Annotated in this window: 11 protein-coding genes; 10 read left to right on the forward strand and 1 reads right to left on the reverse strand. The window is 72.1% G+C overall.

All coding sequences use genetic code 11. The annotated features are described in order from the left end of the window. The 7 genes from IEZ31_RS54185 to IEZ31_RS54215 all read left to right on the forward strand — a co-directional run. Window positions 1-1,594, forward strand: a 1,594-nt coding sequence (locus IEZ31_RS54185) for an SDR family NAD(P)-dependent oxidoreductase (RefSeq protein WP_229837257.1), incomplete at its 5' end; no start/stop codon positions are given. Then, complete coding sequence (locus IEZ31_RS54190) at window positions 1,591-6,324, forward strand: type I polyketide synthase (RefSeq protein WP_229837259.1); 4,734 nt, start codon at window positions 1,591-1,593, stop codon at window positions 6,322-6,324. The genes IEZ31_RS54185 and IEZ31_RS54190, both read left to right, overlap by 4 nt. Next, window positions 6,314-6,682, forward strand: coding sequence for an acyl carrier protein (locus IEZ31_RS54195; protein WP_229837261.1), 369 nt, complete (start codon window positions 6,314-6,316; stop codon window positions 6,680-6,682). Before IEZ31_RS54190 ends, IEZ31_RS54195 begins: the two co-directional genes overlap by 11 nt. Beyond that, window positions 6,679-7,515: an alpha/beta fold hydrolase gene (locus IEZ31_RS54200; protein WP_190258011.1), complete on the forward strand. Its 837-nt coding sequence runs from the start codon at window positions 6,679-6,681 to the stop codon at window positions 7,513-7,515. Before IEZ31_RS54195 ends, IEZ31_RS54200 begins: the two co-directional genes overlap by 4 nt. 9 nt (window positions 7,516-7,524) lie before the next feature. Further along, a complete protein-coding gene (locus tag IEZ31_RS54205) occupies window positions 7,525-8,487 on the forward strand; it encodes a sulfotransferase domain-containing protein (protein WP_190258012.1) in 963 nt (320 codons plus the stop codon). 19 nt (window positions 8,488-8,506) lie between these two features. Further along, entirely contained in the window at window positions 8,507-9,280 is a 774-nt protein-coding gene (locus tag IEZ31_RS54210) for an SDR family NAD(P)-dependent oxidoreductase (protein WP_229837263.1), read from the forward strand. 67 nt (window positions 9,281-9,347) lie between these two features. Continuing rightward, the gene (locus IEZ31_RS54215; protein WP_190258013.1) at window positions 9,348-10,289 is read left to right on the forward strand and encodes an alpha/beta hydrolase fold domain-containing protein; all 942 of its coding nucleotides are present in this window, start codon (window positions 9,348-9,350) and stop codon (window positions 10,287-10,289) included. Here the strand turns inward: IEZ31_RS54215 and IEZ31_RS54220 are convergent. Further along, window positions 10,186-12,084, reverse strand: coding sequence for a flavin-containing monooxygenase (locus IEZ31_RS54220; protein WP_190258014.1), 1,899 nt, complete (start codon window positions 12,082-12,084; stop codon window positions 10,186-10,188). The genes IEZ31_RS54215 and IEZ31_RS54220 overlap by 104 nt on opposite strands. Window positions 12,085-12,540: 456 nt before the next feature. On the opposite strand from IEZ31_RS54220, the gene IEZ31_RS54225 reads away from it, so the two are divergent. From IEZ31_RS54225 to IEZ31_RS54235, 3 genes are read left to right on the forward strand one after another with little or no spacing between them, the layout of a single operon-like run. Next, window positions 12,541-13,365 carry a hypothetical protein gene (locus IEZ31_RS54225; RefSeq protein WP_190258015.1) on the forward strand — a complete coding sequence of 275 codons (825 nt, stop codon included), beginning with the start codon at window positions 12,541-12,543 and terminating at the stop codon, window positions 13,363-13,365. A 5-nt stretch (window positions 13,366-13,370) separates the two neighbouring features. Continuing rightward, the gene (locus IEZ31_RS54230; RefSeq protein WP_190258016.1) at window positions 13,371-13,766 is read left to right on the forward strand and encodes a GntR family transcriptional regulator; all 396 of its coding nucleotides are present in this window, start codon (window positions 13,371-13,373) and stop codon (window positions 13,764-13,766) included. Window position 13,767: 1 nt separating this feature from the next. Beyond that, window positions 13,768-14,391, forward strand: coding sequence for a GOLPH3/VPS74 family protein (locus IEZ31_RS54235; RefSeq protein WP_190258017.1), 624 nt, complete (start codon window positions 13,768-13,770; stop codon window positions 14,389-14,391). Window positions 14,392-14,464 lie beyond the last annotated feature (73 nt).

Raw genomic sequence — 14,464 nt, forward strand, 5'->3', positions numbered from 1 at the left:
CAAGGCCCGGTCCGTGCGCGCCATGGTCGGCTGGCTCACCGCCCGGGTGAACGGCGTGCTGACGACGCCGGTGGCGGCGGTGTCCGTACCCACACAGCATCGAACCGTGGCGCCGGTCGGCGGTGCCGCGCGGCCCGGCGTCGCGCCGACGCGCATGCTCCCCGCCCTGGTTCCTGTCGCGGCACCGCCCGGCCAACCGGCGGCGGCGCTCGCAGGGGCCACGCTGCTGGTCACGGGGCTTGGTCCGGTAGCCGAATCCGTGGTCGAGCAGCTGCGCTCGTACGGGGCGACCGTACGCACCGGCACGGTGGCCGAGCCGGGCACCGTCGACGGGGTGGACGGACTCGTCCTGCTCGACGGGTTGGCCGGTGGACCGGCGCCGCTGCTGCCAGGCGCGTTCGGGTTGATCAAGCAGGTCCTGGTTGAGCGGCCCCGCTACGTGCTGGCGGCCGCCGACACGAACGCCGGCGCCGGCGCGGACGGGCTGCGTGGCCTGTTCCGCACTGCTGCCCGGGAGTATCTGTCGACCGCCGTGCGGTTGGTCGCCGTGGACGGTGCGGAGCCCGCGGACCGGCTCGCCCGGCAGATCGTCGACGAGTTGCTCGCCACGGACGAGGTGCCGGTGGTGCACCGTGGCGGCGGAGCGCGGAGCGCGTACGAGCTGGTGCCGGCGAGTCTCGGGCCGCTCGCGACGGGCGGCGCCGGCCCGGCCGGAGACGGTGCCGCAGAGGCCCGGGCGATCGGTCTGGACCGCGACGCCGTGGTGCTGCTGGTGGGCGGCGCACGGGGCATCACCTCGTGGTTCGCCCGGGCGCTCGCTTCGGCCGCCGGGTGCCGGATCGAGCTGATCGGCCGGACCCCAATGCCGGACGGACCGGAGGATCCGGCGCTCGAGGCGGCCACGGATGCGGTTTCGTTGCGGGCGGCGCTCGCGCGCCAGGGCATCGCCTCGCCGGCGGAGATCGCCGGCCGGGCTCAGGCGATCCTGGCCGGGCGGGAGGTCGAGGCCACGCTGCGGGAACTGCGTGAAGCCGGCGCGCAGGTGCGCTACCACCGCCTCGACGTCCGTGACGCGCAGGCGACCAGGCGGCTCATCACGGCGATCCATGGCGAGTACGGCCGCATCGACGGGCTGGTCTACGCCGCCGGTGTGATCGAGGACAAGCTGATCGCCGACAAGGAGCCGGATTCGTTCGCGCGGGTCTTTGACACCAAGGTGGCGGGCGCCCGGGCCGTCCTGGGCGCGCTGGACAGCCTGAGCGGCGTGCCGAAGTTCGTGGTGCTCTTCGGCAGCGTCGCGGCGACGCACGGCAACCGCGGTCAGGCCGACTACGCCGCCGCCAACGATGCCCTGGAAGCGATCGGCGCCCGCTGGGCGGCCGGTTCCGGCAACCGCTGCCTGACCGTCCACTGGGGACCGTGGGCGCCGGCCGAGGGCCACAGCGGCATGGTCACCGCGGAGCTGAGCCGGGAGTACGGCCGGCGTGGCATCGCGCTCATCGACCCCGAGGAGGGCGCGCTGAGCCTGCTGAGCGAGCTGGCCTGGGGTGATCCGGCGGTCACGTCCGTCGTCTACACCGCGTCGGGCTGGTGACCGCGTTGCTCGGCGACCAGACGGCCATCGTCGGCATGGCGACACTGCTGCCCGGCGCGGCCGACCTGAACAGCTACTGGCGCAACCTGGTCGAGGGAACCGACGCGATCCGCGAGATGCCGTCGAACCGGCTGGATCCGCAGTTCTACGACCCGGCCCAGGCCCACCGTCCCGACCGGCTGTACTGCCGGCGGGGCGGGTTCGTGGACGAACTGGCCACGTTCGATCCCCTGCGGTTCGGCATCATGCCGGCCTCGATCGCCGACATCGACCCGGATCAGCTCATCACCCTGCAGGTCGCCGCGGCCGCCATCGACGATGCGGGCGGGCCGGACCGGCTGCCCGACGGCGACCGGGTCGGCGTGATCATCGGCCGGGGCGGCTTCTTCAGCCCGGGCCAGGTCCGGCACAACCAGCGGGTCCGGATGCCCAGCCAGGTGATCCAAGTGCTCCGGGAGCTGATCCCCGACCTGCCCGCGAGCCGGCTCGATGCGGTACGGCAGCGGCTCGACGAGCGGCTCGGCAAGCACCAGCCGGAAGGCCCGGTCGGGGTGGTCCCGAACCTGGTGGCGTCCAGGGTCGCCAACCGGCTCAACCTGCGCGGGCCCGCGTACGTGCTGGACGCCGCCTGCGCCTCGTCGCTGGTCGCGGTGGATCACGCGATCTCCGAACTCCACCGGGGCCGGCTCGACGCGGTGCTCGCCGGCGGCGTCCACCACGTGCACGACCCCGCCCTCTGGTCGGTCTTCGGCCAGCTCGGCGCGCTGTCCCGGCGGGGCGAGATCCGGCCGTTCGACAGCGCGGCGGACGGGCTGCTGATGGGCGAGGGCAACGGCATCGTCGTACTCAAGCGGATGGCCGACGCGCTGCGCGACGGCGATCGGATCTACGCGGTGATCCGGGGCAGCGGGGTGTCCAGTGACGGTCGCGCGGCAAGCATGGTCAACCCGGCCACCGCCGGGCAGGCGCTCGCGATCCGGCGGGCCTGGGCTTCCGCCGGCCTCGACCCGGCCGCGCCGGATGCGCTGGGCATGCTGGAAGCGCACGGAACCGCCACGCCGACCGGCGACGCCGCCGAACTCGACACGGTCGCCGAGGTGTTCGGCCCCCACGCCGGAGGCCCGAAGCCGGTCCTCGGCTCCGTCAAGTCGATGATCGGGCACGCCATGCCCGCGGCGGGCATCGCCGGGCTGATCAAGGCGGCCCTGGCCGTGTACCACGGCGTGCTGCTGCCCACGCTGCATTGCGACAACCCGCGTCCGGAGCTGGCGCGTACGCGGTTCGCCCCGATCGGTTCCGCTCGGCCGTGGGAGAGTGCGGGACCGCGCCGCGCGGGCGTCAACGCGTTCGGCTTCGGCGGCATCAACGCCCACGTCATCCTGGAGGAGACGCCGGACGCGGTGGCGGCCCGTCGCGGTGGCACGGGCACGACCGGGCCCGTGCCGCTGCCCGCCGCGAGGGTCAGCGTCGGGGAACCCGACGAGGTGCTGTGGCTGTCCGCACCGGACCCGGCCGCACTGGCCCGAATGCTCGACTCGGACGACGACACCGTGCGCGCCCGTGGCGCCGCCAGGGCCCGGCAGGCGGGTCCGGCCGGCGACGAGCGCTGCCGGATCGGCATCGTCAACCCCGACGCCAAGCGCCTCGCCACTGCCCGCCTCGCGGTTGCGAGAGGGCAATCCTGGCGCGGCGCCCGCGACATCTGGTTCAGCCCGGACCCGCTGCTGGACGGCGAGGCCGGCGGCCGGCTCGCGTTCGTGTTTCCCGGGCCGGAGGCGGAGTTCAGCCCGCGTACCGCGGACATTGCGGCACACTTCGGCCTGCCCGACCGGCAGTGGTCCGCCGCCGACCTGGGCCGGCAGGCCGCCGGCCTGATCGAGCTGGGCAAGGTGCTCAACGACGCGCTGTACCGCATCGGGGTCACACCGGACGCGGTCGCCGGGTACAGCGTGGGGGAGTGGACCGCCGCAATGACCAGCGGCCAGGTCAGCGTGTCCTCCATCGACGAGGTTGTCGCCGCGTTCAACCCGGCATCGGTCGATGTTCCTGGACACGCGTTCGCCGTCGTCGGGTGCGCGGCCCGGCAGATCGTTCCCCGGCTGGCGCACTATCCGGGAGTGGTCCTCTCGCACGACAACGCGCCCGCGCAGTGCATCCTCAACGGACCGGAGCGCGAGATCGACCGGCTTGTCGATGCGCTGCGCAGTGAGGGCGTCGTCAGCCAGAAGCTGCCGTTCCGCTCCACCTTCCACACCCCGCTGTTCGCCGCTGGGCTGGAATCGATCGGCGGCGCCCTGCGCCGCTGGCAGATCCACCCCGCCCGGGTACCCGTCTGGTCGGCAAACCTCAAAGCACCGTTCCCCGCCGATCCGGCCCGCGTGCGGGAGATCTCCATCCGGCACATGCTGGAGCCGGTCTGGTTCCGCGAAACCGTCGACTCCATGTACGAGGCCGGGTTCCGGGTGTTCCTGCAGGTCGGCGTCGGGCAGGTGGCCTCGGTCATCGACGACAACCTACGTGGCCGCGACCACCTCGCCATGCCGGTCAACGTCGGCCACCGGGATGGCCTGAGCCAGCTGCGCCGGGTCGCCACGGCGCTGTGGGTCGAAGGCGCCGCACCGGACCTGCGTGTCCTTGACACGACCGGCACGGACCGCGCGCGGGCCGGGGTGCTCGCCACCGAGCGACCCGCCCGCCGCGGCCCGATCATGCGTCTCGAGCTCGGCGTCCCGCTGCTCCACCTCGGCGAAGGAGCGGAGGATCTGCTCGGCTTGCCCGCGCCCGCCGCCGAGCCGGTCGGCTCTCGAGGCGCAGAGGCGCCCGCCAGTGCGCCCGGTGTCGCCGTTGCGTCGAGTGCCGCCGTTGCGTCGGGTGAGGCCGTTGCGTCGGGTGAGGCCGTTGCGCCCGGTGCCGCCGTGGCGGCGCGTGCCGCCGTGCCGGCGCCCAGATCGCCGGCCATGGAGGCGCTGCGCAAGCTCGCCGGGCACTCCAGCGCCGCCGCGGAGCTCGCCTCGCTGCTGGACGGCGCAACGAACGGCCCGGTCACCGCCGGCGGCCCGGTCACCGCAGGCGGCGCGATGCCCGGCGGCGGGAACGGGCACAGCGCGCCAATGCTGCCGCCTCAGGGCCGCCGCACGGTCCTGCGGGTCGCCCTCGACACGATGCCCTACCTGCGCGACCACTGCTTCTTCGCCCAGCCCGACGACTGGCCCCATCCGGAAGACCGTTGGCCCGTCGTGCCGGCCACCACTGTCGTACAGCACATGATGGACGCAGCCCAGCAGGCGGCCCCAGGCATGCGGGTGGTCGGCGTGCGCGACGCCCGGTTCAACCGCTGGTGCGTCGCTGCGCCGGGACAGGACGTCGAGATCACCGTCAAGCCCACCGGGCCAGGTCGGCTCGCGGTGACCTTCGGCGGCTACTCCCGGTCCACGATCGACGTGGCGCCGGACTACCCGGGCGAGCGTCCGGAGGTGTGGCGGCACGACCCGGCCACGGAACGGCCCCCGCGGATCAGGGCCGAGCAGATGTACTCCGAACGGATCGTGTTCCACGGACCCCGGTACCAGGGCGTGGCCGAGGTCCACGCCCTGGGCGACATGCACGTCCGCGGCGTCCTGACGGCCCTGGCCCCGCCCGGCGCACTGCTCGACAACGCGTCTCAGCTCATGGGCAACTGGCTGTTCACGACGCAGCCGTTCATCGCGCTGCCGGTGGGGATCGGCCACGCACGGTTCTTCGGACCGTCACCGGCCCCGGGTACGTCGGTCGACTGCGTCGTGCGGGTGCGCTCGGTCGACGCCGCACAACTCGTCTTCGACACGCAGCTCGCCGTCGACGGCCGGGTCTGGGCGCAGCTCGACGGATGCGTCCACCGGCCCTTCGTCAGCCACCCCGCGATCCGGCCCGCCGAGCGTTTCCCGGGGCGCCACGGGCTGTCGCTGCGCCAGCCGGAGGGGTGGACCATGGCGTTCGACCGCTGGCCCGACCTGGTCACCCGCGGCCTTGCCGCCCACGGCATCCTCGGCGCCCAGGGCGCGGCCGAGTACGAGCGGCAGCCGCTCAAGGCGCGTAGGCACTGGCTGCTGGGCCGGATCGCGGTCAAGGACGCCGTGCGCTTCCGGCTGTGGGACGACGGCCACACCGACGTCTACCCGATCGAGTTGACGGTGAGCAACGACCCGAACGGGCGGCCCCGGGTGCACGCGCGCTCCGGCCGCGGCTACCGGGACTGTGACGTCTCACTGGCCCACATCGCCGAGGTCGCCGTCGCTATCGCCAAGCCGCGCACACCCGGCGCACCGATCGACGCTCCCGGTGTGGGCATCGACGTTGCCGAGATCACCGACTATCCGGACAGTACGGTCGCGTTCGCGTTGTCCGACTCCGAACGGCGGTTGCTCGACGCGAAGGCGGCCACCGGCGAAGACCGGCGCCTGTGGTTCGCCCGCTTCTGGGTCGCGAAGGAGGCCGCCGGCAAGGCGGAGGGCAGCGGCCTGGCCGGTGCCCCCCGGAAGCTCACGGTGGTGGCCGCCACCCCGGCCGCGCTGACCGTGGAGGTCGCCGGTCGCACTTACCTGGTCGCCCATCGAGAAGTCGCCAACCCCGAGGGCCTGCCGCCACGTCGCTACGTCGTCGGCTGGACCTGGGGACCGGAGACCGTCCACCCCAACCGATCGCCACAGCGGCGCGAACCACAACACCGAGAAGGGACATCTCATGCCTGCTGACCAAGCCACGATCCTCGCCGAGGTCGCCGCGATGCTGCACGCGGTGCGCGATCACGCCGGAGTCGACGGTGAGATCACGATGTCGACCAGGTTCCAGGACGACCTGGAGATGGAGAGCATCGACATGGTCTCCGTCGCCGGGCGCCTGCAGGTCCGGTACGGCGACACGGTCAACTTCGCCCACTTCGTCGCCAGCCTCGACCTGGACTCGCTGCGGCAGCTCAGGGTCGGTCAGCTCGTCGAATACATCGCCGCATCGCTCGACGCGGCAGAGTCCGGCACCGCCACCACGCACGCGGGCCTCGGCAGCATGAGCGACGGGGACGCGAGCGCCCGCGAGGTGGGTACGCCAGCATGAGTATGGTGCCGGCCAGCGGCCTGTCCATCCACGTGGAGCAGCTGGCCCCGTCCGAACCGGCGTCCGGCGCGCAACACACCGCCCCGACCGCCGTGCTGATTCACGGGTTGGCCTTGGACACCTTGGCCAGCTGGTACCTGACCCTGGCTCACCCGCTCGCGGCCGCCGGCTTCCACGTGATCATGTACGACCTGCGCGGGCACGGACACACTGAGCGCCCGCCGGAGGGCTACGCGCTGGACAACTTCGTCGACGACCTCGCGGCGCTGCTGGACGCGCTCGACATCACCGGCCCGGTCCACCTGTTCGGCAACTCGTTCGGCGGCACGATCGCGTTCAGCTACGCGGCACGCCACCCCGAGCGGGTCGCCGCCATCGTCACCGTCGAGTCCATGCCGCCCACCGCGACGTGGCTCAAGCTCGTGCCCCGGTGGCTCGGCAACGCCACAGCGTACGTGCGGCGCGAGTACGAGCTCGCCGAGCGCAACGCCGGACGCAGGGTGCGTGCCGGCCGGTGGGCCAAGACCATTGATGAAGTGCTCGCGGCGACGAGCCTCGCGCGCGACGTACCGGCCAGCCGGCTACCGGCAGAGGAGCGCATCGCCGCGATCGGCTGCCCGGCCCTGTGCGTGTTCGGTGGCGAGTCGAACCTGGTGGAGGTGATCCCCGACGTACGCCGGCTGCTGCCGCAGGCCCGGATCGTCATCGTGCCCGGCCAGAGGCATTCCGTCCTCGTCGACCAGCCGAACACCATCCGCGACATCGTCATGCGCTGGCTGCGGGAACACTGCGGCATCCGCTCCGATCTCCAACTGACCTCTATCGATCAATAGGGAGTCCCGATGCATCCAGAGATGCACGACCACGCCATCATCATCAACACCGGTCGGTGCGGTTCGACGCTGCTGTCCGACCTGATCGCCGAGCAGCCCGACACCCTGTCGGTCCAGGAGTTCTTCATGTGGGCGCCGTGGACCGCCGGCGAGGAGGTGCTCACCGGCGCCGCGTACTGGTCGGCGTTGAGCAGCCCCAACTCGCAGCTCGCCACGCTGTTCCGGATCGGGCTCGCTCCGTCCGAGGTGCGCTACCCGGCGCACGGGCGCTGGGCCGGCAACCTCACCGAGCTCCCGCAAATTCTCGCGACCACGCTGCCGAAGATCTCGGCCGATCCCGACGGGCTCTACGACACGCTCGCTGAGCTGGTGCCCGGGTTCCCGGCGCAGCAGTTGGTTCGGCACCACCGGATGTTCCTGGACCTGCTCACCTCGCTCACCGGCCGGCGGCGCTGGGTCGAGCGGTCCGGCGGCTCCAGCAACATCGCCCCGCGCCTGCTGCAGAGCTTTCCGGACGCGAAGATCGTCTATCTGACGCGGGACTGGGCGGACACCGCCGAGTCGATGAGCCGGCACTCCTGCTTCCAGCTCATGCAGCTACGCGTGGAGTCCGCCGGGCGGTACGGCGTCGACCCGTTCGAGATCACCCCCGGCCAGCGGGTGCCGGCGGAAGTGGAGCGCTACCTGCCCGGCCGACTGACCGCCGAGACGCTCCGCGAGCGCGGCCAGGAGGTTCGGCGGTACCGGGCACTGTGCGCATTCCTCGCCAGCCAAGCCGAGCAGGCGATCGACGAAGCGCGGCCGCGGGAACTGCTGACGATGGCGTACGAGGACCTCGTGGACGACCCGCTGGCGCAGCTCGCACGGCTGGGCCGGTTCCTGGGCTTCGAGGACTGGGAGCGGTGGGCGGAGCGGGTCGTCGGGTCGGTGAAGGTGCGCCCGAGGGCGCGGGCAACTGCGGCTCTCACCTGATCGGGAAGGCGGTACAACGGTGGACGGCAACGTGACCGATCTGGACTTCGCCGAGCGGACCGGTCAGGATTTCGCGGACCGGGTTGCGCTGGTCACGGGGGCCGGCTCGGGCATCGGTGAGGCCTGCGCAACGCTGCTGGCCAGGCGGGGCGCCAACGTCCTGGTCGCCGATATCGACCTGGAGGCGGCGACACGCGTCGCCGATGCCATCGGCAAGCCGGCCCAGGCCCATCAGGTCGATGTGACCGACCCGCGGGCGTGCGAGGCGATGGTCGCCGCCGCGGTGGAGTCCTTCGGCCGGCTCGACGTCGCTGTGAACAATGCCGGCATCGCCGGGCCGCGGGCGCGCACCGGCGAATACCCCCTGGACGGCTGGGCATCCGTGATCGCGGTCAATCTCAGCGGAGTGTTCTACTCGATGCGGGCGGAGATCCCCGCCATGCTGACCAACGGTTGCGGCAGCATTGTCAACATGGCATCGATCATGGGGTCGGTCGGCTCCGCGCGGTCGGTGGCCTACGTGTCGGCGAAGCACGGCGTCGTCGGCATGACCAAGAGCGCCGCGCTCGACTACGCCAGGCAGGGAATCCGGGTCAACAGCGTCGGACCGGGTTTCATCCAGGCGCCGATGCTGACTGAGGAGAGCGCCGCCGGCGTGGCGTACCTGCACCCGACGTGCCGGCTGGGCCGGGTCGAGGAGGTCGCCGAGGTCGTCGCCTTCCTCGCCTCCGACCGGGCGTCCAACACCACCGGCTCGTACTTTGTCGCCGACGGCGGCTATACGGCGCAGTAAGTTGGAGCCCTACGCCGACGTGGTTGCGTCCGATCGACCGTCGCCGAGTGCGGCGCTGGTGCGGCGGATGCTGCAGCGCGCGGCGCTGCGCGGTCCAGGCACGGTCCCGCAACGGCGGATCGCCTACGAACGGGCCGCCGAGGCGCTGGCGGCGCCGCCGGCCGGCGCGGAGACGGTAACGGTCGGGGCGGCGTCCGGGATCTGGATCCGCCGTCCCGCCGCGGGCCGGCCCGTCCTGCTGTACCTGCACGGCGGCTTCTACAGCATCGGTTCGGCCCGGTCACATCTGCACCTGGCGGATCTGCTGGCGGACCTTTCCGGGGCGGCCTGCCTGGTCCTGGACTACCGCAGAGCTCCCGAGCACCCGTTTCCCGCGGCCGTCGCCGATGCCCTCGCGGCAGTGGAGACGATCCGTGCCGTTGCACCGGTCAGCCCGCTCGTCATCGCCGGGGACTCGGCAGGAGCAGGTCTGGCCCTGTCGGTGGCGATGCGGCTGCGCGACGGCCGGGCCGCCGCGCCGGACCTGTTGGTCCTGCTCTCGCCATGGGCGGACCTGACCTGCTCCGCCGGCAGTCACCGGGAGCTGGCGTCGGCGGACCCGGTGCTGGCCACCGAGGATCTCCTGGCGATGGCCGCGGGGTACGCCGGCGGCGCCGATCGGCGGCATCCGGAGATCTCGCCCATCTTCGGCGACCTCGCCGGCCTGCCACCGGTGCTGGTCCAGGTCGGCGGCCAGGAAGTGCTGCTCGACGACGCCCTGATGCTCGTCGAAGGCATCCGCGCCGCCGGTGGGGAAGCCGTCCTGCACCATTGGCCGCACATGTTCCACGGCTGGCAGTGGTACCACCCGCTCCTGCCGGAGGGGGTCCGAGCGCTGCGCGACGCCGGTCAGGTCATCCGGGCGGTCACGGCAGGTGCAGGTACTGCGCCGGATCGAAACGGCGGGTGCGCCGCCAGTACTCCTGGGCCGGGAACGGCCAGTTCTGCGCCGACCGGCCCGCCCGGTTGATGAACCAGTTGTTGGCCTTCGAGAAGCCCCAGGCGCGTTCGGCGTTGGCCGCGTCCAGTTCCTCGTTGAAGGCGTCGCAGACCTCGGGGCGCACCTCGACCGCCCGGTGCGGTGCGCCGAGCAGGTGCCGGACCGCGTCGAGCAGGTACGTGACGCCGCACTCGGACATGTAGATGATGCTGCCGCCGTGCCCGGCGAGATTGGTGTTCGGCCCGTAGAGGCAGAACAGGTTGGGAAAGCCGGGCACGGTGAGGCCGAGGTAGGCGCGGGCGTCGCCGTTCCAGGACCGGTGCAGGTCGATGCCGCCGCGGCCGGTGACGGTCATGGGGGCGAGGAACTCGGATGCGGCGAAGCCGGTGCCGTAGATGATCACGTCGGCGGGATGCTCGGCGCCGTCCGCGGTCCGGACAGCGCCGGGTGTGATCCGCTCGATCCGCTCGCCGACCAGCCGGACGTTGTCGCGTCGCAGGGTGGCGATCCACGCGCCGTTGTCGCGAAGGACCCGCTTGGCGCCGACCGGATAGGCGGGGATCACCAGTGGCTCCAGGTCGGGCCGCCCGGCGAGCTGGCCCAGCTTGTAGCCGGTCAGCGTCGCGCGGAGGGCGTCGTTGACCGCCGAGATCGCCCGCTCCGTGGGCGGGTAGTCCCGGTCGACGACCCAGCCTTCCAGCACGCGGTGCAGCCCGGGCGCCAGGAGCCAGAAGCGGTGCCAGGCGGTGTAGTACGGCAGGTGCTCGAACAGCCAGCGCAGGCCGTCCGCGACCGGCTGGTGGTAGTGCAGGGTGGGCCGCAGCCAGGGCGGCGTGCGCTGAAAGACGCGCAGCTCGCCGGCTGTCTTCGCGATCTCCGGGATGAACTGGATGGCGCTCGCGCCGGTGCCGACGACCGCGACCCGCATTCCGGCGAGATCCACGGAGTGGTCCCAGCGGGCAGAGTGGAACGCCGGTCCGGCGAACTCGTCGCGCCCGGGGAGGTCGGGCAGGTGCGGCCGGTTGAGCTGCCCGACGGCGGCCACCAGCACGGTGCTGGTGACCGTGCGCTCAGCGTCCGGCGTGCCGAGCGTCAGCCGCCAGCGGCCCAGAGACTCGTCCCAGGCGGCGGCGCGGACCTCGGTGTCGAAACGGATGTGGTCGTACAGGCCGTGCTGCTTGGCGAAGTCCGCGAAGTACTGCCGCAGGTCGTCCTGGGCGCTGAAGTGGTACGGCCAGTCGGCGCGCTGCGCGAAGGAGTAGCTGTACAGGTGGCTGGGCACGTCGACCCGGCACCCGGGGTAGGTGTTCTCGAACCAGGTGCCGCCGACGTCGCTGCTCTTCTCGTACACCACGACCGGCACCCCGGCCTGCTTCAGCCGGTAGGCGGCGAGCAGGCCGCTCATGCCGGCGCCGACGACGGCCACCTCGACCTCGCGCGCGCCGGGCAGGTCGTCGCGGCTCCAGCCGGGCGCCTTCGGGTCGACGCCGGGCGGCACGATCTCCTCCGCCAGCATCGGTACCAGGTCCGCGGTGTCCATGCCCATCGCCCAGCTGGTGATCCGGTGCAACGTCCGCGCATCCGGCGGCAGCACCGGCGCCCCGTCGCGCAGCCGGGCCAGCACGCCGGCCGCGAGCGCGCGGGCCTGCTCTCGCAGCCCCGTGCTCAGCCCGCCCTGCGGCAGGAACAGCCAGCCGTCCGAGCGCGCGTCGTCACGGAGGATCGAGGTGTCGCCGGTCAGGTGCGCCACCGTCATCAGCAGGGCGGGCACCTCGGCATCGCGAAGGTGGCGGCGCAATTGCGCGTCGTCGGCATCGATGGTCATGGCGGATGTCTCCGGTTGGGGCCGTCGACGCGGCTGTCGCGGCGTCGCGCCAGTGGGTGCCGGCGGCGACGGCCTGCAGGACGAGGTAGTCGTCACCGGCGACGGATCGGCTGTCCATGCGGCACAGCACCAGCGGAATGCGGCACTCGACAGTGGCGAGGCTACGCAGAGCACCGACGAAGCGTCGTCCCCGCGCAGTGGTGCAAAGCACCTGGGCGGCCGGTGCGCAGCGAGCGTAACACGCTGGTCGCGCCGGCCGCGGGCAAAGACCGGTCGTCAGGGGCAGGCCGGCATCACGGCGTCGCGCTGGGATCGCTCGACATCCCGCGCGGTACCAGGTGGTCGCTGACGCCTGGAGCCCGGCGCAGGACCGGTGCCACCGCTCCGTGTCCGGATTGACTTGTCGCAAAGCTTGACGCACCATGTTGAGACAAGATTTGAGACATCGGAGGCGTCATGCCGAATGGAACCCTGCCGGATGTCGACCCGCCGGTGCGTCCGGCGGAGCTTGAGCGGGCCGGCGCGTGGTTGGCCGGGCACGGCCTGGCCCACGTCCGGCCGACACCGTTGCTGGCGACGCGGCTGGCGGTCCGGCGACGTGCCCGGCTGGCCGCTTCCGTCCTGCTGGCCGCGTTCATCATCGCGGTCGCCCTCACCTACACGGGCGGCATGGTTGACGGGTCCGGGTACCGGCGCTGGTCGCTGCTGGTGTTGACCGCGCTGGTGATCGGATTGGTGGTGGCCCAGTCGCTGCTGGACTGGTGGGTGCGGCGGGTCGACCGGCGCGCCGGTGCGACATTGCCGCGACGGGCGGCCTACCCGGTCCGGCTCGGCTGGCGTACGGTGCTCGGCTGGCCGCGCGCCGCGTTCGCGGCCAGCACGTTCGGGGGCGCAACGGCGCTGGCGATCGGCGCCCTGACACTGCACAACTCCACCGCGAGGTACGCGGCGGTCATCCTGCTCATCGGGCTGTGCGGGCTCGCGGTCGGCGTTGTCGTCCAGCTGCGCCATGTGTTGACGCACCCGGTCGTGGCCGACGACGAGGAATCGCTAGCCGTCGATGTCATCATGCGGGTCGACGACGCCCGAGTCGGCGCCGCGCCGACCGCGGTGTGGTCGGTGTGGTCGCTGCCGGTGGTGTCGGTGTTCAGTACCGCGTTCGGATGGTGGAACGCTGCCTGGCTCGTCTTCATCGTCCTGGGCGTCATCGCGCAGGCCCTGATCGAGGCGCGGACCGCGCGGAGCGCCATGGTGGCGCGGCACGTCATGAGCGCCCCGTGAACCGAATGATCGTCATCGACGCGGCCTCGCCCGTCCCGCCGTTCGAGCAGTTGCGTGCTCAGCTCGCCCGGCAGATCCAGGACCACACGCTCGCCGTGGGCACCCGACTGCCGACGATCCGTCGTCTGGCCGCAGACCTCGGCTTGGCCGTCAACACCGTCGGCCGGGCCTACCGGGAACTGGAGGAGGCAGGGCTGATCGAGACCCGCGGATCAGCCGGCTCGTTCGTCTCCGCGGCCGGGGAGAAGGGACGCGAACGGGCCAGTCGCGCCGCCGCCGAGTACGCCGCCGTCATCGCCAGCGTCGGCATCGACGCCAACGAGGCCATCCGCATCGTCAAAGCAGCGCTGACCATGGGCATCGCAGTATCCCCCGCAACACGCGACCCGAAAGAAGCATGACATGGCCGTACCCCACAGCCTCCCCCAGCGCATCTTCCTGCTGGCCTACAACCCCGACAAAGGCAGGGTCGGCCTGGGCACCTACCTGGGCGCCATGCTCCGCGCCGCGGCCCTCGCCGACCTCTACCGGGGCGGCCACCTCACCGACGAACGCGGCCGCGCCGCCATCGACGTCCGGCACCCCTGCCGCGATCCCGTCCTTGACGCGCTCCTCGAAGAGATCGCCGGCTCCAAGCCACACACATGGCAGTCCTGGATCGGCCACCGGCAGCACGCCGCCGTCCGAGCGGTACGCCAGCAGCTCAACGATGGCGGCTGGGTCCACCTCCAACCCCACAGAATTCTCGGGCTGTTCCCCACCACCAAGGTGACCATCCGCGACCCCCGCGCCCGCAAGGAACTCCTCGACCGGGTCAACACCGCCCTGCACCAACCCATCGGCACCATCGACCCCGCCGACGCCGCACTCGTGGCCATCATCGCCGCCGGCGACCTCAGGCTCGTCCTCGACCGCAAGGCCAAACGCGCCAACAAACAGCGCATCCAGGAACTCACCGAGCTGAGCGAACCGATCGGCCCCGCCCTGCAGAAATCGATCCAGGCCGCTGCGATCGGTGAGATCTAGGAGACCGCTGAATAATCCGGCGTGCCGTCGCACCGGTTTGATCGGGTTTGGTCGATAATAGGTGGGTGCAGGG

The sequence above is a fragment of the Dactylosporangium sucinum genome (assembly GCF_014647515.1).
Lineage (GTDB): Bacteria > Actinomycetota > Actinomycetes > Mycobacteriales > Micromonosporaceae > Dactylosporangium > Dactylosporangium sucinum.

Bases quoted from the DNA above. Each gene is read 5' to 3' on its own strand.
- IEZ31_RS54195 (WP_229837261.1), top strand. From the start codon at position 6,314: ATGCCTGCTGACCAAGCCACGATCCTCGCCGAGGTCGCCGCGATGCTG.
- IEZ31_RS54200 (WP_190258011.1), top strand. From the start codon at position 6,679: ATGAGTATGGTGCCGGCCAGCGGCCTGTCCATCCACGTGGAGCAGCTG.
- IEZ31_RS54205 (WP_190258012.1), top strand. From the start codon at position 7,525: ATGCATCCAGAGATGCACGACCACGCCATCATCATCAACACCGGTCGG.
- IEZ31_RS54215 (WP_190258013.1), top strand. From the start codon at position 9,348: ATGCTGCAGCGCGCGGCGCTGCGCGGTCCAGGCACGGTCCCGCAACGG.
- IEZ31_RS54220 (WP_190258014.1), bottom strand. From the start codon at position 12,084: ATGACCATCGATGCCGACGACGCGCAATTGCGCCGCCACCTTCGCGAT.
- IEZ31_RS54225 (WP_190258015.1), top strand. From the start codon at position 12,541: ATGCCGAATGGAACCCTGCCGGATGTCGACCCGCCGGTGCGTCCGGCG.
- IEZ31_RS54230 (WP_190258016.1), top strand. From the start codon at position 13,371: ATGATCGTCATCGACGCGGCCTCGCCCGTCCCGCCGTTCGAGCAGTTG.
- IEZ31_RS54235 (WP_190258017.1), top strand. From the start codon at position 13,768: ATGGCCGTACCCCACAGCCTCCCCCAGCGCATCTTCCTGCTGGCCTAC.